The 23,362-nt window shown below is 59.9% G+C and carries 20 protein-coding genes; all 20 read left to right on the top strand.

Annotation, left to right across the window (positions count from 1 at the left end; translation table 11 throughout):
* Nucleotides 1-140: 140 nt before the first annotated feature.
* The 20 genes from KGB21_RS22095 to nuoL all read left to right on the top strand — a co-directional run bounded on the left by KGB21_RS22095 (nt 141) and on the right by nuoL (nt 23,332).
* Entirely contained in the window at nt 141-2,366 is a 2,226-nt protein-coding gene (locus KGB21_RS22095; protein ID WP_223506714.1) for an NADP-dependent isocitrate dehydrogenase, read from the top strand.
* A 195-nt stretch (nt 2,367-2,561) separates the two neighbouring features.
* Complete coding sequence (locus KGB21_RS22090; protein ID WP_223506713.1) at nt 2,562-3,008, top strand: NUDIX hydrolase; 447 nt, start codon at nt 2,562-2,564, stop codon at nt 3,006-3,008.
* Nucleotides 3,009-3,067: 59 nt separating this feature from the next.
* Nucleotides 3,068-4,201, top strand: coding sequence for a tRNA 2-thiouridine(34) synthase MnmA (mnmA, locus tag KGB21_RS22085; protein ID WP_223506712.1), 1,134 nt, complete (start codon nt 3,068-3,070; stop codon nt 4,199-4,201).
* Nucleotides 4,198-4,821, top strand: coding sequence for a high frequency lysogenization protein HflD (hflD, locus tag KGB21_RS22080; protein ID WP_034146914.1), 624 nt, complete (start codon nt 4,198-4,200; stop codon nt 4,819-4,821). Before mnmA ends, hflD begins: the two co-directional genes overlap by 4 nt.
* A gap of 124 nt (nt 4,822-4,945) precedes the next feature.
* Nucleotides 4,946-6,316, top strand: coding sequence for an adenylosuccinate lyase (gene purB, locus KGB21_RS22075; RefSeq protein ID WP_020799537.1), 1,371 nt, complete (start codon nt 4,946-4,948; stop codon nt 6,314-6,316).
* A gap of 86 nt (nt 6,317-6,402) precedes the next feature.
* Complete coding sequence (locus tag KGB21_RS22070) at nt 6,403-7,572, top strand: cupin domain-containing protein (protein WP_223506711.1); 1,170 nt, start codon at nt 6,403-6,405, stop codon at nt 7,570-7,572.
* Nucleotides 7,565-7,990: a GNAT family N-acetyltransferase gene (locus tag KGB21_RS22065; protein WP_150735179.1), complete on the top strand. Its 426-nt coding sequence runs from the start codon at nt 7,565-7,567 to the stop codon at nt 7,988-7,990. Before KGB21_RS22070 ends, KGB21_RS22065 begins: the two co-directional genes overlap by 8 nt.
* A 234-nt stretch (nt 7,991-8,224) precedes the next feature.
* Nucleotides 8,225-8,986 (top strand): secretin N-terminal domain-containing protein, encoded by a 762-nt coding sequence (locus KGB21_RS22060; protein ID WP_223506710.1) that lies wholly within the window; start codon nt 8,225-8,227, stop codon nt 8,984-8,986.
* Nucleotides 8,987-9,462: 476 nt separating this feature from the next.
* Nucleotides 9,463-10,788 (top strand): isocitrate lyase, encoded by a 1,326-nt coding sequence (gene aceA, locus KGB21_RS22055; protein ID WP_110662143.1) that lies wholly within the window; start codon nt 9,463-9,465, stop codon nt 10,786-10,788.
* A gap of 649 nt (nt 10,789-11,437) precedes the next feature.
* The gene (locus KGB21_RS22050) at nt 11,438-11,851 is read left to right on the top strand and encodes an NADH-quinone oxidoreductase subunit A (RefSeq protein WP_003223812.1); all 414 of its coding nucleotides are present in this window, start codon (nt 11,438-11,440) and stop codon (nt 11,849-11,851) included.
* Nucleotides 11,852-11,861: 10 nt separating this feature from the next.
* The gene (locus tag KGB21_RS22045; RefSeq protein ID WP_007946424.1) at nt 11,862-12,536 is read left to right on the top strand and encodes a NuoB/complex I 20 kDa subunit family protein; all 675 of its coding nucleotides are present in this window, start codon (nt 11,862-11,864) and stop codon (nt 12,534-12,536) included.
* A 72-nt stretch (nt 12,537-12,608) separates the two neighbouring features.
* Nucleotides 12,609-14,393: an NADH-quinone oxidoreductase subunit C/D gene (gene nuoC, locus KGB21_RS22040; RefSeq protein WP_034146909.1), complete on the top strand. Its 1,785-nt coding sequence runs from the start codon at nt 12,609-12,611 to the stop codon at nt 14,391-14,393.
* Nucleotides 14,394-14,395: 2 nt separating this feature from the next.
* Complete coding sequence (gene nuoE / locus KGB21_RS22035) at nt 14,396-14,893, top strand: NADH-quinone oxidoreductase subunit NuoE (protein WP_008020715.1); 498 nt, start codon at nt 14,396-14,398, stop codon at nt 14,891-14,893.
* Nucleotides 14,890-16,245, top strand: coding sequence for an NADH-quinone oxidoreductase subunit NuoF (nuoF, locus tag KGB21_RS22030; RefSeq protein WP_034146908.1), 1,356 nt, complete (start codon nt 14,890-14,892; stop codon nt 16,243-16,245). The genes nuoE and nuoF overlap by 4 nt, the downstream gene beginning before the upstream one ends.
* A 136-nt stretch (nt 16,246-16,381) precedes the next feature.
* A complete protein-coding gene (nuoG, locus tag KGB21_RS22025) occupies nt 16,382-19,096 on the top strand; it encodes an NADH-quinone oxidoreductase subunit NuoG (RefSeq protein ID WP_223506709.1) in 2,715 nt (904 codons plus the stop codon).
* On the top strand, nt 19,093-20,100 hold the full coding sequence (gene nuoH / locus KGB21_RS22020; protein ID WP_034146906.1) for an NADH-quinone oxidoreductase subunit NuoH: 1,008 nt from the start codon (nt 19,093-19,095) through the stop codon (nt 20,098-20,100). Before nuoG ends, nuoH begins: the two co-directional genes overlap by 4 nt.
* A gap of 9 nt (nt 20,101-20,109) precedes the next feature.
* Nucleotides 20,110-20,658 carry an NADH-quinone oxidoreductase subunit NuoI gene (gene nuoI, locus KGB21_RS22015; RefSeq protein WP_075947948.1) on the top strand — a complete coding sequence of 183 codons (549 nt, stop codon included), beginning with the start codon at nt 20,110-20,112 and terminating at the stop codon, nt 20,656-20,658.
* Nucleotides 20,659-20,667: 9 nt separating this feature from the next.
* Complete coding sequence (gene nuoJ, locus KGB21_RS22010; protein WP_034146904.1) at nt 20,668-21,171, top strand: NADH-quinone oxidoreductase subunit J; 504 nt, start codon at nt 20,668-20,670, stop codon at nt 21,169-21,171.
* 2 nt (nt 21,172-21,173) lie between these two features.
* Nucleotides 21,174-21,482: an NADH-quinone oxidoreductase subunit NuoK gene (gene nuoK / locus KGB21_RS22005; RefSeq protein ID WP_007946416.1), complete on the top strand. Its 309-nt coding sequence runs from the start codon at nt 21,174-21,176 to the stop codon at nt 21,480-21,482.
* Nucleotides 21,479-23,332 (top strand): NADH-quinone oxidoreductase subunit L, encoded by a 1,854-nt coding sequence (gene nuoL / locus KGB21_RS22000; protein WP_034146903.1) that lies wholly within the window; start codon nt 21,479-21,481, stop codon nt 23,330-23,332. Before nuoK ends, nuoL begins: the two co-directional genes overlap by 4 nt.
* Nucleotides 23,333-23,362: the final 30 nt, after the last annotated feature.

Below are 23,362 nucleotides of genomic sequence, written 5' to 3'. Positions count from 1 at the left end.
GACGCCCTACTGATGCACCCAACATCACAGCAACGAAATCTCGATATTCGGCTCATGGATGACTTTGAACGAACGCGCTTACCCGGCGCCCCTCGAGTTTCTGCGCACGCTTTAGCAAAGAAGAGAGAGTTAATCCGAATATGCCCACCCGCTCGAAGATCATCTATACCTTCACCGACGAAGCTCCCGCCCTCGCCACCTATTCACTGTTGCCTATCGTAGAGGCCTTCACCGCCTCGGCTGATATCGCCGTTGAAACCCGCGATATCTCTCTTGCAGGGCGCATCCTGGCCAGCTTCCCCGAGCAATTGGGCGACAAAGCCGTAGCCGACCACCTCGCCGAACTCGGCGCCCTGGCCGTCACGCCTGAAGCCAACATCATCAAATTGCCGAACATCAGCGCCTCGGTTCCGCAGCTGCAAGCCGCGATCAAGGAACTGCAAGCCCAGGGCTACGCACTGCCGGACTACCCGGAAACCGTAACCACTGAAGCGGATAAAGAAGCCAAGGCCCGTTACGACAAGGTCAAGGGCAGCGCCGTGAACCCGGTTCTGCGCGAAGGCAACTCTGACCGTCGCGCTCCGCTGTCGGTCAAGAACTATGCGCGCAAGCACCCGCACAAAATGGGCGCCTGGGCTGCGGACTCCAAGTCCCACGTTGCGCACATGAGCAACGGTGATTTCTACGGCAGCGAAAAAGCTGCCCTGATCGACGCCGCTGGCGCCGTGAAAATCGAACTGATCGCTCAAGACGGCACCACCACCGTCCTGAAAGAAAAAACCAGCGTACAAGCCGGTGAGATCCTCGATTGCGCGGTCATGAGCAAAAACGCGCTGCGCAGCTTCATCGCTGCCGAAATCGAAGACGCCAAGGCCAAAGGCGTGCTGCTGTCGGTTCACCTGAAAGCCACCATGATGAAGGTTTCCGACCCGATCATGTTCGGCCAGATCGTTGCCGAGTTCTATAAAGACGCACTGGCCAAGCACGCTGACGTGCTGGCACAGATCGGCTTCAACCTGAACAACGGCATCGGCGACCTGTACTCGCGCATCAAGGCCTTGCCTGCCGAGCAGCAAGCCGCGATCGAAGCGGACATCCAGGCGGTCTACGCCGCTCGTCCGTCGCTGGCCATGGTCAACTCCGACAAAGGCATCACCAACCTGCACGTGCCGAGCGACGTCATCGTCGACGCCTCGATGCCAGCGATGATCCGTGACTCCGGCAAAATGTGGGGCACCGACGGCCAGCTGCACGACACCAAGGCTGTGATCCCGGATCGCTGCTACGCCACCATCTACCAGGCGGTCATCGAAGACTGCAAGGCCAATGGCGCTTTCGACCCAACCACCATGGGCAGCGTGCCGAACGTTGGCCTGATGGCGAAAAAAGCCGAAGAGTACGGTTCCCACGACAAGACTTTCCAGATCAAGACCAACGGCGTGGTCCGCGTGACCGGCACCGATGGCACCCTGCTGCTGGAACAGTCGGTTGAAGCCGGCGACATCTTCCGTATGTGCCAGACCAAAGACGCGCCGATCCAGGATTGGGTCAAACTGGCCGTCAACCGTGCTCGCGCAAGCGCCACTCCAGCGATCTTCTGGCTGGACCCGATGCGCGCCCACGACGGCGTAGTGATCGAGAAAGTTCAGGCTTACCTGAAGGATCACGACACTGCCGGCCTGGACATCCAGATCATGGCGCCAGTCGACGCCATGAAGTTCACCCTGCAGCGCACCCGCGAAGGCAAGGACACCATCTCGGTGACCGGCAACGTATTGCGCGACTACCTGACTGACCTGTTCCCGATCATGGAACTGGGCACCAGCGCCAAGATGCTGTCGATCGTTCCGCTGATGAATGGCGGCGGCCTGTTCGAAACCGGCGCCGGCGGTTCGGCTCCGAAGCACGTTCAACAGCTGCTGGAAGAAAACTTCCTGCGCTGGGATTCGCTGGGTGAATTCCTGGCACTGGCTGCGTCCCTGGAACACCTGGGCGTGACCTACAACAACCCTAAGGCGCTGGTTCTGGCCAAGACCCTGGATCAGGCCACCGGCCAGTTCCTGGACAACAACAAGTCGCCATCGCGCAAAGTCGGCAACATCGACAACCGCGGCAGCCACTTCTACCTGGCGCTGTACTGGGCTCAGGCCCTGGCTACCCAGACCGAAGACGCTGCACTGCAAGCGCAGTTCGCGACCCTGGCCAAAACCCTGACCGAGAACGAAGCAACCATCGTTGCCGAGCTCAACGCCGTTCAGGGCAAGCCAGTGGACATCGGCGGTTACTACCACGCCGACGCCGAGCTGATCAGCAAGGCCATGCGCCCGAGCGCCACGCTCAACGCGGCGATTGCTGCGCTGGTGTAAGGTTGTAAGGAAGCACCACGAACCCCGGCCACGTGCCGGGGTTTGTGTTTTCAGAACCTGCACAAATCCCTGTAGGAGCCGGTTTGCTGGCGATAGCGGTTTATCATTCAACATCTTCATTGACTGATTCACCGCTATCGCCAGCAAGCCGGTTCCTACAAGGCTTGCGTTTCAACATTTAAATTGAGGTGTTTTATGGACTGGAAGCCCCACATCACCGTCGCCACCATCGTCGAAGACAACGGTCGCTTCCTGATGGTCGAAGAACTGAAACATGGCCGCGTCGTACTCAACCAGCCTGCCGGTCACCTGGACCCGAACGAAACCCTGACCGAAGCCGCCATCCGCGAAACCCTCGAGGAAACCGGCTGGGACGTCGAACCCACCGGCGTGCTGGGCATTTATCTCTACACCGCCCCGAGCAACGGCGTGACTTACCAACGGGTCTGTTTCATCGCCAAACCGCTGAAACACCATCCCGACTACCAATTGGACGAAGGCATCGTCGGCGCCAAGTGGTTGATTCGCGAGGAATTAATCGTTCAGCGCGACAACTGGCGCAGTGAGCTGATCATTCGCTGCATCGACGACTATCTGGACGGTAAACACTTCGGCCTCGAATTGATCCGCCCTTCTCTTTAGCCTTGCGGGCTCCAGCCTGTTAGAATCGCGTCCTTTTTCAAGACACTCATTGAATCCCTATGCGTGATCCAGCCCCTTCTGACACACAAAAGAAGCGCGTCATTGTCGGCATGTCCGGCGGCGTGGACTCTTCCGTTTCCGCTCTCCTGCTGATCGAGCAGGGTTATGAGGTGGAAGGCCTGTTCATGAAGAACTGGGAAGAAGACGATGGAACGGAATACTGCACCGCCATGGATGACCTGGCGGACGCCCAGGCCGTGTGCGACAAAATTGGCATCAAGCTGCACACCGCCAACTTCGCCGCCGAGTACTGGGACAACGTGTTCGAGCACTTCCTGGCCGAATACAAGGCCGGACGCACGCCGAACCCGGATATCCTGTGCAACCGCGAAATCAAGTTCAAGGCGTTCCTCGACTACGCCATGATGCTTGGCGCCGACCTGATCGCCACCGGCCACTACGTGCGCCGCCGCGACATCGACGGCCGCACCGAACTGCTTAAAGGCCTGGACCCGAACAAGGACCAGAGCTATTTCCTGCACGCCGTCGGCGGTGAACAGATCGCCAAGACCCTGTTCCCGGTCGGCGAACTGGAAAAACCTCAGGTTCGCGCGATTGCCGAGAAATACGAACTGGCGACCGCGAAGAAGAAGGATTCCACCGGGATCTGCTTTATCGGCGAACGCCGCTTCAGTGACTTCCTCAAGCAGTACCTGCCGGCGCAACCGGGCGAGATCAAGACCACCGAAGGCGAAATCATCGGCCGCCATCACGGTTTGATGTATCACACCATCGGCCAGCGTCAGGGCCTGGGCATTGGCGGCTTGAAAGACGCCAGCGACGAGCCGTGGTACGTGCTGATAAAAGACCTTGAGCACAACGAGCTGATCGTCGGCCAGGGCAACGATCATCCATGGTTGTTCTCCCGCGCCCTGCTCGCTTCGGACATCTATTGGGTCAACCCAATCGATCTGACCGAGCCGCGCAAGCTGACCGCCAAAGTCCGTTATCGCCAGAGCGATCAGCCCTGCACTCTGGAAAAGACTGCCACCGGCTACCGCGCGACGTTCGATGACCCGCAACGCGCAGTCACTCCAGGCCAGTCCGTGGTGTTCTATGACGGCGAGATTTGCCTCGGCGGCGGCGTGATCGAAGTGGCTGAACCGTGGAACAGCAAAGGCCAGGCCCAATGAGCCCGACTCAGGAGCAACTGATCGCGCTAGGCGGCGTGTTTCTCGCCGCCGTGCTGGTCGACAAGATCGCCAAGACCGGCCAGACCAGCGAAGCAGGCTTGACCTGCATGCTCGGCAGCCTGCTGATCCGCGATCCCAAGGACACCCTGGAAGTCTACGGCGGCGACGACCTCAATCTGCGCGAAGGTTATCGCGCGTTGATCGGCGCCCTTGAACGCGACCCGAGCGCCCTGCAGCGCGAGCCACTGCGCTATGCGCTGGCCATGCTTGGCCTTGAGCGCCAACTGGCCAAGCGCAGCGATATGCTGGACATCATCGGCAAGCGTCTGCCGCAAATTCAGTCCCAGGTCGAACACTTCGGCCCGGCCCACGAAAACGTGGTCGCCGCCTGCGGCGCACTGTACCAGGACACCCTGAGCACCTTGCGCCAACGCATTCAGGTGCACGGCGACATGCGCAACCTGCAGCAACCGAGCAACGCCTCGAAAATTCGCGCGTTGCTGCTGGCCGGCATTCGTTCGGCACGCCTGTGGCGGCAATTGGGCGGGCATCGCTGGCAGTTGGTGATCAGTCGCCGCAAATTGCTGAAAGAGCTTTACCCCTTGATGCGTAACGAATAACCCGCATCGACAGCACAGAACTTAGCAATACGCGTAATACGCCGGTCAGTTGGCGACGGACCGGCGGATTTTTTCATGTATGATACGCGCCCCATTTCGTTGCCCGACTGTCCGAGAACACCCCATGCAGCTTTCTTCGCTCACTGCGGTTTCCCCTGTTGACGGCCGCTACGCCGGCAAAACCCAGGCCCTGCGCCCAATTTTCAGCGAGTACGGCCTGATCCGTGCCCGCGTCCTGGTTGAAGTGCGCTGGCTCCAGCGCCTGGCCGCTCACCCGGCCATCAGCGAAGTGCCGGCGTTCTCCGCCGAAGCCAACGCGGTGTTGAACACCCTGGCGGAAAACTTCTCTCTGGAGCACGCCGAGCGCGTCAAAGAGATCGAGCGCACCACCAACCACGACGTCAAAGCCATCGAATACCTGCTCAAAGAGCAAGCGGCCAAGCTGCCTGAATTGGCTGCCGTCAGCGAATTCATCCACTTTGCCTGCACCAGCGAGGACATCAACAACCTGTCCCACGCCTTGATGCTGCGCGAAGGCCGTGATGACGTGATGCTGCCGCTGATGCGCCAAACTGCCGAAGCCATTCGCGAACTGGCGATCCGCTTCGCCGATGTGCCGATGCTGTCGCGCACCCACGGTCAACCGGCTTCGCCGACCACCCTGGGCAAAGAACTGGCGAACGTGGTTTACCGTCTCGAGCGTCAAATCGCTCAGGTCGCTGCCGTTCCACTGCTGGGCAAGATCAACGGCGCTGTCGGCAACTACAACGCTCACCTGTCGGCCTACCCGGAAATCGACTGGGAAGCCAACGCCCGCGCCTTCATCGAAGACGAACTGGGCCTGGGCTTCAACCCGTACACCACGCAGATCGAACCGCACGACTACATTGCCGAGCTGTTCGACGCGATCGCACGCTTCAACACCATCCTGATCGACTTCGACCGTGATATCTGGGGCTACATCTCCCTGGGTTACTTCAAGCAGCGCACCATCGCTGGCGAAATCGGTTCGTCGACCATGCCACACAAAGTCAACCCGATCGACTTCGAAAACTCCGAAGGCAACCTGGGCATCGCCAACGCACTGTTCCAGCACCTGGCGAGCAAACTGCCAATCTCCCGCTGGCAGCGAGATCTGACCGACTCCACCGTACTGCGCAACCTCGGTGTCGGCTTCGCCCACAGCGTGATCGCGTACGAAGCAAGCCTCAAAGGCATCAGCAAGCTGGAGCTCAACGAGCAGAAAATCGCCGCTGACCTGGACGCCTGCTGGGAAGTCCTGGCCGAGCCGATCCAGACTGTCATGCGTCGCTACAACATCGAAAACCCGTACGAAAAGCTGAAAGAATTGACCCGCGGCAAGGGCATCAGCCCTGAAGCGCTGCAAACTTTCATCGACGGCCTGGACATGCCAGCCGCCGCCAAGGCCGAGCTGAAATTGCTCACCCCGGCGAACTACATCGGCAACGCTGTAGCGCAAGCCAAACGCATCTGATCGACCGCTAGACCCTTTTAAGACGCCCGGCCGCGCCGGGCGTTTTTATTCCCGTCTGAAAAGTGCTTTTTTTCAATAGGTTACACATGAATCCTGATATTCCTCTTCAACTTCTGGGCGGCATCACGGCACGCGAATTCCTGCGCGACTACTGGCAGAAAAAACCGCTGTTGATCCGTCAGGCGATTCCTGATTTCGAAAGCCCGATCGATGCCGACGAACTGGCCGGCCTGGCGCTGGAAGAAGAAGTCGAATCGCGCCTGATCATCGAAAACGGCGAGCGCCCATGGGAATTGCGTCGCGGCCCGTTTGCCGAGGACGAATTCAGCAAATTGCCGGAACGCGACTGGACTTTGCTGGTTCAAGCCGTCGACCAATTCGTGCCGGAAGTCAGCGAGTTGCTGGAGAACTTCCGCTTCCTGCCGAGCTGGCGCATCGACGACGTGATGATCAGCTTCGCCGCGCCGGGCGGCAGCGTCGGTCCGCACTTCGACAACTACGACGTGTTCCTGCTGCAAGGCCACGGCAAGCGCAACTGGAAAATCGGCCAGATGTGCGACTCCGAAAGCCCGCTGTTGCAACACGCGGACCTGCGCATCCTCGCTGATTTCGAAGCCACCGACGAGTGGGTTCTGGAACCGGGCGACATGCTCTACCTGCCGCCGCGCCTGGCCCATTGCGGTGTTGCGGTCGATGACTGCCTGACCTATTCGGTTGGTTTCCGCGCACCGAGCGCCGCTGAAGTGCTGACCCACTTCACCGACTTCCTCAGCCAGTTCCTGCCGGACGAAGAGCGTTACACCGACGCCGACGCCCTGCCTGCGGCCGATCCGCACCAAATCCAGCACGACGCCCTCGACCGCTTGAAAAGCCTGCTGGCCGAGCACATGAGCGACGAGCGCCTGCTGCTGACCTGGTTCGGCCAGTTCATGACCGAACCACGCTACCCGGAACTGGTAGTCGGCCCGGAAGACCTCGAAGAAGACGACGTCCTCGGCGCACTCGAACAAGGCGCAGTGCTGATCCGCAATCCGAGCGCGCGACTGGCCTGGTCCGAAGTCGATGACGACTTGCTGCTGTTCGCCAGCGGCCAGAGCCGTTATCTGCCGGGCAAACTGCGTGAGCTGCTGAAAATGATCTGCGCCGCCGATGCCCTGCACGCCGACAATCTGGGTGACTGGTTGACCGACGAAGACGGCCGCGGCCTGCTGTGTGAACTGGTCAAGCAAGGCAGCCTGGGGTTCGCCGATGAATAAAATTCACGTACGTGTCGCAGACTGGCAAAAGGACAACGCCGAGATCCGGCGCATTCGTGAAACGGTGTTCGTCGCCGAGCAATGCGTACCACCTGAACTGGAATGGGACGCCGACGACGCAACCGCCGTGCATTTCCTTGCGTTCGAAGGCGACTTTCCCATCGGTACCGCACGCCTGCTGCCCGACGGTCACGTAGGCCGGGTATCGGTGCTCAAAGACTGGCGCGGCTTGAAAGTCGGCGATGCGCTGATGCAAGCCGTGATCGGCGAAGCAGAAGAACGCGGGCTCAAGCAACAGATGCTCAGCGCCCAGGTGCAAGCCACGGCGTTCTATGAGCGCCTGGGTTTCAGCCTGGTCAGTGAGGAGTTCCTGGAAGCAGGGATTCCGCATGTGGACATGGTTCGCCATTCAGCTTGATTCATTGTGGCGAGGGAGCTTGCTCCCGCTGGGCTGCTTAGCAGACCTGGATTTTAGGGCCGCTTCGCGCCCCAGCGGGAGCAAGCTCCCTAGCCACAAAAGCTTCGACCCCATCACAAAACGCCTCGACATCAAACGATGCCGGGGCGTTTTGCTGTCTACGATTCAACTTGCCCCACTGCGGGCCGACAAACTGGCAATATCAACACTTTGAAGTTGGCGGAGATAACGGATATGTCCCTACGCACCCTGCTCACCACGCTACTGGTGAGCTGCAGTTTTTCGGTCCTGGCAGCCACCGAAATCGTGCCATTGAACTACCACACCAGCGCCGACATGTTGCCGGTGGCGCAAGATTTCATCGGCAAGGAAGGTCAGGTCAGCGCCTACGGCAATCAACTCATCGTCAATGCTGATCAGCGCAAGATCGACGAACTTAAAGCCCTTCTCTCGCAACTCGACACAGCGCCAAAACGCCTGCTGATCACCGTCGACACCAATGAAAACAACGTCCAGGGTGATCAGGGCTATTCAGTCAACGGCGCCAAACCAAACCAGACCCGCATTATCAGCCGCAGCACCGACAGCCGGGACGGCGGCATCCAGCAGGTACAAGCCACTGATGGCATGCCGGCACTGATCCAGGTCGGCCAGAGCGTGCCGCTCACCAGCACGCAATCCGATTCCTATGGCGACCTGCGCAGCCAGACCGAATACCGCAACGTCACACAAGGCTTCTACGTCACTGCAAACGTCACTGGCGAAATCGTCCATCTATCGATCAGTACCAACCGTGACCGCATGAGCCAGGAACGTCCCGATGTAGTGAACGTGCAAAGCACCGACACAACTGTCAGCGGCCGCCTGGGCGAGTGGATCTTGTTGGCCGGCATGAATGGCCAGACGCAGGCCGATAAACAGGGCGTGACCCGCAGCTACTCTACCCAGAGCCGCAATGACATGACCCTTCGAGTGAAAGTCGATACTTTGGACTGAGACACCGAAAACTGACTGACAAGTCGTATTAGACCAAAGATGTAGTGCTTGAAAAAAAGCACTACAAATCGTTTGACGAGCCAAAAAAGCAAAGGCATGATGGCCTCGCTCCCGCTAATCAGGGGCCCTGGCAAGGGCCTTCGAGGCGATGTTCGCACCTACCCCGCGAACCGCTTCGTGTCTGTACCGCCCACAAGGTGTGTTTGACGAGGTTGCCGACTGGAACGAAGTTGTCCCGAGGGACGGAAGCGTAATTAGGTAAACACGGCATCACACTGAAGTTCGCACCAAGGCCCACGACGCCCGAATGCGCCCGCCAGTTCGCCCTTACCTGCTCACTTCCCCTCGAGCCCATCGTTCATCCCGTCGCCATCCCCGCCGAATCCGACTTGACCACCTAAGCTTCTGGTCAGCGAGCGCAGGAATTTTCCACCGCAGAACAACTTTTCATAAAGACGCGACGAGGTTTATCTCCCATGGCACTGACACGCGAACAGCAAATTGCAGCCCTCGAAAAAGACTGGGCTGAAAACCCGCGCTGGAAAGGCGTGACACGCACTTACTCCGCTGCTGACGTCGTCCGTCTGCGTGGCTCGGTTCAACCTGAGCACACCTTTGCAAAAATGGGCGCCGAGAAGCTGTGGAACCTGGTTACCCAGGGTGCCAAGCCAGCCTTCCGTCCTGAGAAAGATTTCGTCAACTGCATGGGCGCCCTGACTGGCGGCCAGGCTGTGCAACAAGTCAAAGCCGGTATCCAGGCGATCTACCTGTCGGGCTGGCAAGTGGCTGCGGACAACAACTCCGCCGAATCGATGTACCCAGACCAGTCGCTGTACCCGGTGGATTCGGTTCCAACCGTGGTCAAGCGCATCAACAACTCGTTCCGTCGTGCTGACCAGATCCAGTGGAAAGCCGGCAAGAACCCGGGCGACGCTGGCTACATCGACTACTTCGCACCCATCGTGGCTGACGCCGAAGCCGGTTTCGGCGGCGTACTGAACGCTTACGAGCTGATGAAGAGCATGATCGAAGCAGGCGCCGCCGGCGTTCACTTCGAAGACCAACTGGCTTCCGTGAAGAAGTGCGGCCACATGGGCGGCAAGGTACTGGTACCTACCCAGGAAGCCGTACAGAAGCTGACCGCAGCGCGACTGGCTGCTGACGTTGCCGGTACTCCGACCATCATCCTGGCTCGTACCGACGCTAACGCCGCTGACCTGCTGACGTCCGACTGCGACCCGTACGACCAGCCATTCGTGACTGGCGAACGCACCCAGGAAGGCTTCTACAAAGTGCGCGCCGGCCTGGACCAGGCGATCGCTCGCGGCCTGGCCTACGCTCCGTACGCCGACCTGATCTGGTGCGAAACCGCCAAGCCAGACCTGGACGAGGCTCGTCGCTTCGCTGAAGCGATCAAGAAGGAATACCCGGACCAACTGCTGTCCTACAACTGCTCGCCTTCCTTCAACTGGAAGAAAAACCTGGACGACGCGACCATCGCCAAGTTCCAGCGCGAACTGTCCGCCATGGGTTACAAGCACCAGTTCATCACCCTGGCCGGCATTCACAACATGTGGCACAGCATGTTCAACCTGGCGCACGACTACGCCCGCAACGACATGACTGCCTACGTGAAATTGCAAGAGCAAGAGTTCGCTGACGCTTCGAAGGGCTACACCTTCGTGGCTCACCAGCAGGAAGTGGGCACCGGCTACTTCGACGACATGACCACTGTGATTCAAGGTGGCTCGTCTTCGGTAACCGCGCTGACCGGTTCGACTGAAGAAGAACAGTTCCACTGATCTGCTTCGCTTGAGACATCAGCCGCTGCGGGCCGAATAGAAAGCTAACCGCAGCGCTGCACATCTGACGCCCCGACTGGTTCGGGGCGTTTTTTTGTGCGCGATTCAACAGAAACTGCAAAACCCTGTAGGAGCGAGCCTGCTCGCGATGAACCTGAGGACGCCGCGGGGTGTCAGGCGCCCAGCGTCATCGTTGACCACCATCGCGAGCAAGCTCGCTCCTACAGGGGATGGTGGTGACCTGGAAAAAACATTGATCCAGAGCGCTATCGGCGTGGGAAAAATCTGCTGAAACCCACCCCGTCGCTACTTGCAGTAACGCGCATATAAGGCAACTTCCTGTGCACTTGCGGGACAAACAGTTTAAAAACCAACCCAAACAATATTGATTATCATTTAGCGGCAACTATGTTCGTTACATTCCCTACAAAACATAATTGACGAAATGCCGGCTAATGCCCGCAACGCATGGGCTACAGGGCCTCGTGGGCACGCTATGTCCTTATTCCTATAAATAATTTCGCTATAGGAATTTTACTTGCTGGGTGTTTAGCCATAAAATCAGCGGGATTGATTGCTGCGACATATCGTCACTGCTTTGTTTCTTTTCAAGCTCAGAGACCTTTGCTCTCTGTTAAGGATTACCAGCATGCCCGAAGCGACAGGACTCATGGCCCACAACTGGGGCTTTGCCATTTTCCTTCTAGGTGTTGTCGGCCTCTGTGCCTTCATGCTCGGTGTCTCCAGCCTCCTCGGGTCAAAAGCCTGGGGCCGCAGCAAAAACGAACCGTTCGAGTCCGGCATGCTACCTACAGGTGGCGCCCGCTTGCGGCTCTCAGCCAAATTCTATCTGGTCGCGATGCTCTTCGTGATTTTCGATATCGAAGCCCTCTTTCTCTTTGCATGGTCTGTGTCCGTCCGCGAAAGCGGCTGGACCGGATTCGTCGAAGCTCTCGTTTTCATAGCAATTCTGTTGGCAGGTCTTGTCTACCTATTCCGAGTGGGCGCCCTTGACTGGGCTCCGGAAGCTCGGCGCAAGCGGCAAGCGAAGCTGAAACAATGAGGCTTTGGCAATGCAATACAATCTCACCAGGATCGACCCCGATGCTCCTAACGAGCAGTATCCGATTGGCGAACGGGAAACCGTTTCCGATCCGTTAGAAGATCAAGTCCACAAAAACATTTTCATGGGCAAGCTCGAAGACGTGCTTAACGGCACGATCAACTGGGGGCGCAAGAACTCCCTGTGGCCGTATAACTTCGGTCTTTCGTGCTGCTACGTGGAAATGACCACCGCCTTCACGGCGCCCCACGACATCGCGCGCTTTGGCGCCGAGGTTATCCGGGCATCGCCGCGCCAGGCGGATTTCATGGTTATCGCCGGTACCTGCTTCATCAAGATGGCGCCGATCATTCAGCGTCTCTACGAGCAAATGCTCGAACCTAAATGGGTTATCTCCATGGGTTCGTGCGCCAACTCCGGTGGCATGTACGACATCTACTCCGTGGTTCAAGGGGTGGACAAGTTCCTGCCCGTGGACGTCTACGTGCCTGGCTGCCCGCCCCGCCCTGAAGCTTTTCTGCAAGGCTTGATGCTGTTGCAGGAGTCGATTGGACAGGAGCGTCGTCCGCTTTCCTGGGTCGTTGGTGATCAAGGCGTATACCGCGCCGAGATGCCTTCGGAGAAGGAAAAGCGCCGCGAACAGCGAATCGCAGTCACCAACCTGCGCAGCCCCGACGAAGTCTGATCCAGATCTGCTTCTTTAATAGAACGAGACACTGGCTTCATTCTTTACGTTGACCGAAAGCGATAAATAACCATGACTACAGGCAGTGCTCTGTACATCCCGCCTTACAAGGCAGACGACCAGGATGTGGTCGTCGAACTGAACAACCGTTTTGGCCCCGAGGCGTTCACCGCCCAGCCTACCCGCACCGGCATGCCGGTGCTTTGGGTTGCCCGCGCCAAGCTCGTCGAAGTCCTGACCTTCCTGCGCAACCTGCCCAAGCCGTACGTCATGCTCTATGACCTGCACGGCGTGGACGAGCGTCTGCGCACCAAGCGTCAAGGGCTGCCAAGCGGCGCCGATTTCTCCGTGTTCTATCACTTGATGTCGATCGAGCGTAACAGCGACGTCATGATCAAGGTTGCCCTCTCCGAGAGCGACCTCAGCCTGCCGACCGTCACCAGCATCTGGCCGAACGCCAACTGGTACGAGCGTGAAGTCTGGGACATGTACGGCATCGATTTCAAAGGCCACCCGCACCTGACGCGCATCATGATGCCGCCAACCTGGGAAGGTCACCCGCTGCGCAAGGACTTCCCGGCGCGCGCCACCGAATTCGATCCGTTCAGCCTGACCCTGGCCAAGCAACAGCTCGAGGAAGAAGCCGCGCGCTTCAAGCCTGAAGACTGGGGCATGAAACGTTCCGGCGCGAACGAGGACTACATGTTCCTCAACCTCGGCCCTAACCACCCTTCGGCGCACGGTGCGTTCCGCATCATCCTGCAGCTGGACGGTGAAGAGATCGTCGATTGCGTTCCGGACATCGGTTACCACCACCGTGGCGCCGAGAAGATGGCCGAGCGTCAGTCCTGGCACAGCTTCATCCCGTACACCGACCGTATCGACTACCTCGGCGGCGTGATGAACAACCTGCCGTACGTGCTCTCGGTCGAGAAGCTGGCCGGCATCAAGGTGCCAGAGAAGGTCGACGTCATCCGCATCATGATGGCCGAGTTCTTCCGGATCACCAGCCACCTGTTGTTCCTGGGTACCTACATCCAGGACGTCGGCGCCATGACCCCGGTGTTCTTCACCTTCACCGACCGCCAGAAGGCGTACACGGTGATCGAAGCCATTACCGGTTTCCGTCTGCACCCGGCCTGGTACCGCATCGGTGGCGTCGCCCACGACCTGCCGCGCGGCTGGGAAAAACTGGTGAAAGACTTCGTCGAGTGGATGCCAAAGCGCCTGGACGAGTACCAGAAAGCCGCATTGGACAACAGCATCCTGCGTGGACGGACCATTGGCGTCGCCGCCTACAACACCAAGGAAGCCCTGGAATGGGGCGTCACCGGTGCAGGCCTGCGTTCGACCGGTTGCGACTTCGACCTGCGTAAAGCGCGTCCGTACTCGGGCTACGAGAACTTCGAATTCGAAGTGCCACTGGCCGCCAATGGCGATGCCTACGATCGCTGCATCGTGCGCGTCGAGGAGATGCGCCAGAGCATCAAGATCATCGAGCAGTGCATGCGCAACATGCCGGAAGGCCCGTACAAGGCGGATCACCCGCTGACCACGCCGCCGCCGAAAGAGCGCACCCTGCAGCACATCGAAACCTTGATCACGCACTTCCTGCAAGTTTCGTGGGGCCCGGTCATGCCGGCCAACGAATCCTTCCAGATGATCGAAGCGACCAAGGGCATCAACAGTTATTACCTGACGAGCGATGGCGGCACCATGAGCTACCGCACCCGGATTCGTACCCCAAGCTTCCCGCACTTGCAGCAGATCCCTTCGGTGATCAAAGGCAGCATGGTCGCGGACTTGATCGCGTACCTGGGTAGTATCGATTTCGTTATGGCCGACGTGGACCGCTAAGCATGAACAGCACGCTTATCCAGACAGACCGTTTCACCTTGAGTGAAACCGAGCGCTCGGCCATCGAGCACGAGCTGCATCACTACGAAGACCCGCGCGCGGCGTCGATCGAAGCCCTGAAGATCGTCCAGAAGGAACGTGGCTGGGTGCCGGATGGCGCCCTGTACGCCATCGGCGAGATCCTCGGCATCCCGGCCAGCGACGTTGAAGGCGTGGCGACGTTCTATAGCCAGATCTTCCGTCAGCCGGTCGGCCGTCACATCATTCGCGTCTGCGACAGCATGGTCTGCTACATCGGCGGCCACGAGTCCGTGGTCAGCGAAATCCAGAGCAAGCTCGGCATCGGCCTGGGTCAAACCACCGCCGACGGTCGTTTCACCCTGCTGCCGGTCTGCTGCCTCGGCAACTGCGACAAGGCGCCGGCGTTGATGATCGACGACGACACGTTCGGTGATGTGCAGCCAGCAGGCGTTGCCAAATTGCTCGAGGGCTACGTATGACCCTGACATCTTTCGGCCCGGCCAACCGCATCAAGCGATCGGCCGAGACACACCCGCTCACCTGGCGTCTGCGTGACGACGGCGAAGCTGTCTGGCTCGACGAGTACCAGGCCAAGAACGGCTACGCCGCTGCGCGCAAGGCCTTCGCCGACATGGCTCAGGACGATATCGTCCAGACCGTGAAAGATGCCGGCCTCAAGGGTCGCGGCGGTGCAGGCTTCCCCACTGGCGTGAAGTGGGGCCTGATGCCCAAGGACGAATCCATCAACATCCGCTACCTGCTGTGCAACGCGGATGAAATGGAGCCGAACACCTGGAAAGACCGCATGCTGATGGAGCAACTGCCCCATCTGCTGATCGAAGGCATGCTGATCAGTGCCCGCGCACTGAAAACCTACCGTGGCTACATCTTCCTGCGTGGCGAATACACCACCGCCGCCAAGCACCTCAACCGTGCCGTGGAAGAAGCCAAGGCAGCGGGCCTGCTGGGCAAGAACATCCTGGGCAGCGGCTTTGATTTCGAGCTGTTCGTCCACACCGGCGCCGGGCGTTACATCTGCGGTGAAGAAACCGCACTGATCAACTCCCTCGAAGGCCGCCGCGCCAACCCGCGCTCCAAGCCGCCCTTCCCTGCCGCCGTTGGCGTGTGGGGCAAGCCGACGTGCGTGAACAACGTTGAAACCCTGTGCAACGTCCCGGCGATCATTGCCGACGGCGTGGACTGGTACAAATCGTTGGCCCGCGAAGGCAGCGAAGACATGGGCACCAAGCTCATGGGCTTCTCCGGCAAGGTCAAGAACCCGGGCCTGTGGGAACTGCCATTCGGCGTCACCGGTCGCGAGCTGTTCGAAGACTACGCTGGCGGCATGCGCGACGGCTTCAAGCTCAAGGCCTGGCAGCCAGGCGGCGCCGGCACCGGTTTCCTGTTGCCGGAACACCTCGACGCACAAATGTACGCCGGCGGCATCGCCAAAGTGGGCACCCGTATGGGTACCGGCCTGGCCATGGCGGTGGACGACAGCGTCAACATGGTGTCCCTGCTGCGCAACATGGAGCAGTTCTTCGCTCGCGAATCCTGCGGTTTCTGCACCCCATGCCGCGATGGTTTGCCATGGAGCGTCAAGCTTCTGATGGCCATCGAGAACGGTGAAGGCCAGCCAGGCGACATCGAGACTCTGCTGGGTCTGGTCGGTTTCCTCGGCCCAGGCAAGACCTTCTGTGCTCACGCACCGGGCGCCGTGGAGCCGTTGGGCAGCGCAATCAAATACTTCCGCCATGAGTTCGAAGCCGGTATCGCGCCTGTCAGCGCCGCCGTCCCGCCTCTGGCAAGGCCGATCGTAGTCGGCGCGTAAACGCTTAAAAAAGCGAAGGGTCCGTGCCCTTCGCTTTTCGTGTGATGACGCCTTTACCGGCTGTGTTGATTCACGCGGATAACAAGATTCCATTAGCCACGCCCGCTGACACCGGGCCAACGAAGAACTTTGAACCATGGCCACTATCCACGTAGACGGCAAAGCGCTCGAAGTCGATGGGGCAGACAACCTGTTACAGGCATGTCTGTCTCTGGGCCTCGATATTCCGTATTTCTGCTGGCACCCTGCCCTTGGCAGCGTTGGCGCTTGTCGCCAGTGCGCGGTCAAGCAGTACACCGACGAGAACGACACCCGTGGTCGTATCGTCATGTCCTGCATGACCCCTGCCACCGACAACACCTGGATCTCCATCGAAGATGAAGAATCCAAGGCCTTCCGCGCCAGTGTTGTCGAATGGCTGATGACCAACCACCCTCACGACTGCCCGGTCTGTGAAGAAGGCGGTCACTGCCACCTGCAAGACATGACGGTAATGACCGGCCACAACGAGCGCCGTTACCGCTTCACCAAGCGTACCCACCAGAACCAGCAACTGGGCCCGTTCATTTCCCACGAAATGAACCGCTGCATCGCTTGCTACCGCTGCGTGCGCTTCTATAAGGACTACGCCGGCGGCACCGATCTCGGTGTGTTTGGCGCCCACGACAACGTGTACTTCGGTCGCGTTGAAGACGGCGTGCTGGAAAGCGAGTTCTCCGGCAACCTCACCGAGGTCTGCCCGACCGGTGTGTTCACCGACAAGACTCACTCCGAGCGTTACAACCGCAAGTGGGACATGCAGTTCTCGCCGAGCATCTGCCATGGCTGCTCCAGCGGTTGCAACATCTCCCCGGGCGAGCGCTACGGTGAGCTGCGTCGTATCGAAAACCGTTTCAACGGTTCGGTAAACCAGTACTTCCTGTGCGACCGTGGCCGTTTCGGCTATGGCTACGTCAACCGCGAAGACCGTCCGCGTCAGCCGCTGCTGTCCAACGGCACCAAGCTGAGCCTCGACGAAGCGCTGGATAAAGCCGCCGACCTGCTGCGCGGTCGCAACATCGTCGGTATCGGTTCGCCGCGCGCCAGCCTCGAAAGCAACTACGCGTTGCGCGAACTGGTTGGTGCCGAGCACTTCTACTCGGGTATCGAAGCTGCCGAACTGGAACGCATCCGTCTGGTCCTGCAAGTGCTGAAAGACAGCCCGCTGCCAGTGCCGAACATGCGCGACATCGAAGACCACGATGCGATTTTCGTCCTCGGTGAAGACCTGACCCAGACTGCTGCCCGTGTGGCGCTGTCCCTGCGTCAATCGGTCAAGGGCAAAGCCGAAGACATGGCCGACGCCATGCGCGTTCAGCCTTGGCTCGACGCCGCGGTGAAGAACATCGGCCAGCACGCGCTGAACCCGCTGTTCATCGCCAGCCTGGCTGAAACCAAGCTCGACGACATCGCCGAAGAGTGCGTACACGCCGCTCCCGACGACCTGGCCCGCATCGGTTTCGCCGTGGCTCACGCCCTCGACGCCAGCGCTCCAGCCGTTGAAGGCCTGGACGCTGAAGCCCTCGAACTGGCCAAGCGCATCGCCGACGCCCTGCTCGCGGCCAAGCGTCCACTGATCATCGCCGGCACCTCGTTGGGTTCCAAGGCGCTGATCGAAGCCGCCGCGAACATCGCCAAGGCACTGAAGCTGCGCGAGAAGAATGGTTCCATCAGCCTGATCGTGCCTGAGGCCAACAGCCTTGGCCTGGCCATGCTCGGTGGCGAATCGGTCGACGCCGCGCTGCAAGCCGTGATCGACGGTAAGGCCGACGCCATCGTCGTACTGGAAAACGATCTGTACACCCGTACCGACAAGGCCAAGGTCGATGCTGCCCTGACCGCCGCCAAAGTACTGATCGTGGCCGACCATCAGAAGACCGCCACCAGCGATCGCGCGCACCTGGTTCTGCCAGCCGCCAGCTTCGCTGAAGGCGACGGTACTCTGGTCAGCCAGGAAGGTCGCGCCCAGCGCTTCTTCCAGGTGTTTGATCCGAAGTACATGGACGCGAGCATCCTGGTTCACGAAGGCTGGCGCTGGCTGCATGCCCTGCGCGCGACCTTGCTGAACCAGCCGATCGACTGGACCCAACTGGACCACGTCACCGCTGCCGTCGCTTCCAGCACGTCGATCCTGAACCGCATCGTCGACGCCGCACCGTCCGCCGCGTTCCGCATCAAGGGCATGAAACTCGCCCGTGAACCGCTGCGTTACTCCGGTCGTACCGCCATGCGCGCCGACATCAGCGTGCACGAACCGCGTACCCCGCAGGACAAAGACACCGCGTTCGCCTTCTCCATGGAAGGTTATTCGGGTTCGGTTGAACCGCGTCAGCAAGTGCCATTCGCCTGGTCTCCGGGCTGGAACTCGCCGCAAGCCTGGAACAAGTTCCAGGACGAAGTCGGTGGTCACATCCGCGCTGGCGACCCGGGCACCCGCCTGATCGAAACCAACGGTGACTCGCTGAACTGGTTCGCCAGTGTTCCGCGCGCGTTCAACCCGGCTCAAGGCACCTGGCAAGTCGTGCCGTTCTTCCACCTGTTCGGCAGCGAAGAGAACTCTTCGAAAGCCGCTCCGGTTCAAGAACGCATTCCGGCTGCCTATGTCGCACTGGCCAAGTCCGAAGCCGACCGCCTGGGTGTCAACGATGGCGCCATGCTCAGCTTGAACGTCGCTGGCCAGACCCTGCGTCTGCCGCTGCGCATCAACGAAGAGCTGGGCGCTGGCCTGGTGGCATTGCCTGCGGGCATCGCCGGCATTCCGCCTGCAATCTTTGGCAAATCCGTTGACGGTCTGCAGGAGGCAGCTCAATGACCTGGTTCACTCCTGAAGTGATCGACATCATCATCGCGGTCCTCAAGGCCGTGGTGATTCTGCTTGCCGTGGTGGTTTGCGGCGCCCTGCTCAGCTGGGTCGAGCGTCGTTTGCTCGCCCTCTGGCAGGACCGTTACGGTCCGAACCGCGTGGGTCCGTTCGGCGCGTTCCAGATCGCCGCCGACATGATCAAGATGTTCTTCAAGGAAGACTGGACGCCTCCATTCGCCGACAAGATGATCTTCACCCTGGCACCGGTAGTGGCCATGAGCGCCCTGCTGATTGCCTTCGCGATCATCCCGATCACCCCGACCTGGGGCGTGGCGGACATCAATATCGGCATCCTGTTCTTCTTCGCCATGGCTGGCCTGTCGGTCTACGCGGTGTTGTTCGCCGGTTGGTCGAGTAACAACAAGTTCGCCCTGTTGGGCAGCTTGCGGGCCTCGGCACAAACCGTGTCGTACGAAGTGTTCATGGGCCTGTCGCTGATGGGCATCGTGATTCAGGTCGGCTCGTTCAACATGCGCGACATCGTTGAATACCAGGCGCAGAACCTGTGGTTCATCATTCCGCAGATCTTCGGTTTCCTGACCTTCTTCATCGCTGGCGTGGCCGTGACTCACCGTCACCCGTTCGACCAGCCGGAAGCGGAACAGGAACTGGCCGACGGTTACCACATTGAATACGCCGGCATGAAATGGGGCATGTTCTTCGTCGGCGAGTACATCGGCATCGTGCTGATCTCGGCGCTGCTGGTGACCTTGTTCTTCGGTGGCTGGCACGGTCCGTTCGGCATCCTGCCGCAGATCCCGTTCATCTGGTTCGCACTGAAAACCGCGTTCTTCATCATGATCTTCATCCTGTTGCGCGCTTCGATTCCGCGCCCACGGTATGACCAAGTGATGGATTTCAGCTGGAAGTTCTGCTTGCCGCTGACCCTCGTCAACATGCTGGTGACCGCTGCGATCGTGTTGCTCAACACGCCCGCCGTCGCGGCTCAGTGAGGATAGAGAATCATGAAGTACATAATTGACATCGTGCATGGCTTCTTCACCCAGCTTCGCAGCCTGGTGATGATTTTCGGCCACGCCTTCCGCAAGCGCGACACGCTGCAGTACCCGGAAGAAGCCGTGTACCTGCCGCCGCGCTACCGCGGCCGTATCGTCCTGACCCGCGACCCCGACGGCGAAGAGCGTTGTGTAGCCTGCAACCTGTGCGCCGTGGCGTGCCCGGTCGGTTGCATCTCGCTGCAGAAAGCTGAAACCGAAGACGGTCGCTGGTACCCGGACTTCTTCCGCATCAACTTCTCGCGCTGCATTTTCTGCGGCCTCTGCGAGGAAGCCTGCCCGACCACCGCGATCCAGCTGACACCGGATTTCGAAATGGCCGAGTTCAAACGTCAGGACCTGGTTTACGAGAAAGAAGATCTGCTGATCTCCGGCCCCGGCAAAAACCCTGATTACAACTTCTATCGTGTTGCAGGTATGGCGATTGCCGGGAAGCCGAAAGGCTCCGCGCAGAATGAAGCCGAACCGATCAACGTGAAGAGCTTGCTGCCTTAAGGAAGAAAGATGGAATTCGCTTTCTATTTCGCATCGGGTATCGCTGTGGTGTCCACGCTTCGCGTGATCACCAACACCAACCCTGTGCACGCCCTGCTCTACCTGATCATTTCGCTGATCGCCGTGGCCATGACGTTCTTCGCCCTCGGCGCACCGTTTGCCGGTGTTCTGGAAGTGATCGCCTACGCTGGCGCCATCATGGTGCTGTTCGTGTTTGTGGTGATGATGCTGAACCTGGGCCCGGCCTCGGTTCAGCAAGAGCGCGTCTGGCTCAAGCCCGGCATCTGGCTCGGCCCGGTCATTCTCGGCGCCCTGCTGCTGGCTGAACTGCTGTACGTGCTGTTCGCCCACCAGAGCGGTCAGGCCATCGGCCACACCACCGTAGACGCCAAGGCCGTGGGCATCAGCCTGTTCGGTCCGTACCTGCTGGTGGTCGAACTCGCCTCGATGCTGCTGCTCGCCGCAGCCGTCACGGCGTTCCACTTGGGCCGCAACGAAGCCAAGGAGCAATGACGATGCCTGCTATCCCCATGGAGCATGGTCTGGCGGTCGCCGGCATCCTGTTCTGCCTCGGTCTGGTCGGCCTGATGGTCCGCCGCAACATCCTTTTCGTGCTGATGAGCCTGGAGGTCATGATGAATGCCTCCGCTTTGGCGTTCATCGTTGCCGGTAGCCGCTGGGCGCAGCCGGATGGACAGATCATGTTCATCCTGGTGATCAGCCTGGCAGCCGCCGAGGCCAGTATTGGCCTGGCGATCCTGCTGCAACTGTATCGCCGCTTCCACACGCTCGATATCGACGCTGCCAGTGAGATGCGCGGATGAACCTTCTCTATCTGACTTTCGTATTCCCTCTCATAGGTTTCCTGCTGCTGTCGTTCTCCCGTGGACGCATCTCGGAAAACCTTGCCGCGCTGATTGGCGTCGGCTCCATCGGTCTGTCGGCGATTGTTACCGCCTACGTGATCTGGCAATTCAACGTTGCCCCGCCAGAAGGCGGTCACTACACCCAGGTGTTGTGGCAGTGGATGGCGGTGGAAGGCTTCACGCCGAACTTCGCGCTGTATCTGGACGGCCTGTCCGTGACCATGCTCGGTGTGGTCGTCGGCGTCGGCTTCCTGATTCACCTGTTCGCCTCCTGGTACATGCGCGGTGAAGCCGGTTACTCACGCTTCTTCGCCTACACCAACCTGTTTATTGCCAGCATGCTGTTCCTGGTGCTGGGCGATAACCTGTTGTTCCTGTACTTCGGTTGGGAAGGCGTAGGCCTGTGCTCGTACCTGTTGATCGGTTTCTACTACAGCAACCGCAACAACGGTAACGCCGCACTCAAAGCCTTCATCGTGACCCGTATCGGTGACGTGTTCATGGCCATCGGCCTGTTCATCCTGTTCGCCCAACTGGGCACGCTGAACGTTCAGGAACTGCTGGTGCTGGCACCGCAGAAATTCCAGGCCGGCGACTTCTGGATGGTCATGGCCACCCTGATGCTGCTGGGTGGCGCTGTCGGTAAATCCGCGCAACTGCCGCTGCAAACCTGGCTGGCGGACGCGATGGCCGGTCCTACCCCGGTTTCGGCACTGATCCACGCCGCAACCATGGTGACCGCCGGTGTCTACCTGATCGCCCGTACCCACGGCCTGTTCACCCTGGCGCCGGAAATCCTGCACCTGGTGGGCATCGTTGGCGGCGTGACCCTGGTACTCGCCGGTTTCGCAGCCCTGGTACAGACCGACATCAAGCGTATCCTCGCCTACTCGACTATGAGCCAGATCGGCTACATGTTCCTGGCCCTGGGCGTCGGTGCCTGGGATGGCGCGATCTTCCACCTGATGACCCACGCCTTCTTCAAGGCCCTGCTGTTCCTTGCTTCCGGTGCGGTGATCGTTGCCTGCCACCACGAGCAGAACATCTTCAAGATGGGCGGTCTGTGGAAAAAGCTGCCACTGGCCTACGCCAGCTTCATCGTCGGCGGCGCGGCCCTCGCGGCCCTGCCTCTGGTAACCGCAGGCTTCTACTCCAAGGACGAAATCCTTTGGGAGGCATTCGCCAGCGGCAACAATGGTCTGCTCTACGCAGGTCTGGTCGGCGCGTTCATGACCTCGTTGTACACCTTCCGCCTGATTTTCATCGCGTTCCACGGTGAAGCGAAGACCGAAGCCCACGCCGGTCACGGCATTGCCCACTGGCTGCCACTGTCGGTGCTGATCGTGTTGTCGACCTTCGTCGGCGCGATGATCGTTCCACCGCTGCACGGCGTGCTGCCGCAAAGCGTCGGCCATGCCGGCGGCGAAGCCAAGCACAGCCTGGAAATCGCCTCGGGCGCCATCGCCCTGGCCGGTATCCTGTTGGCCGCGCTGCTGTTCCTCGGCAAGCGTCGCTTCGTCACCGCCATCGCCAACAGCGGCATCGGCCGTTTCCTCTCGGCCTGGTGGTTCGCTGCCTGGGGCTTCGACTGGATCTACGACAAACTGTTCGTCAAGCCATACCTGGCGATCAGCCACATCCTGCGCAAAGACCCGCTCGACCAGACCATCGGTCTGATCCCGCGCATGGCCAAAGGCGGTCACACCGCCCTGAGCCGTACCGAGACCGGTCAACTGCGTTGGTATGCCGCCTCGATGGCTGCGGGTGCCGTGCTGGTAATTGGCGCCGTCGTGCTGGTAGCGGTCTGATATGAACCTTGCGAATTTGCGAAAGGAAAC

Origin of the sequence: Pseudomonas sp. GL-RE-29, assembly GCF_019947275.1 — a bacterium.
Lineage (GTDB): Bacteria > Pseudomonadota > Gammaproteobacteria > Pseudomonadales > Pseudomonadaceae > Aquipseudomonas > Aquipseudomonas fluorescens_A.
The sequence above is the reverse complement of the archived record's forward strand: the minus strand, read 5'-3'. Positions and strand labels throughout refer to the sequence as shown.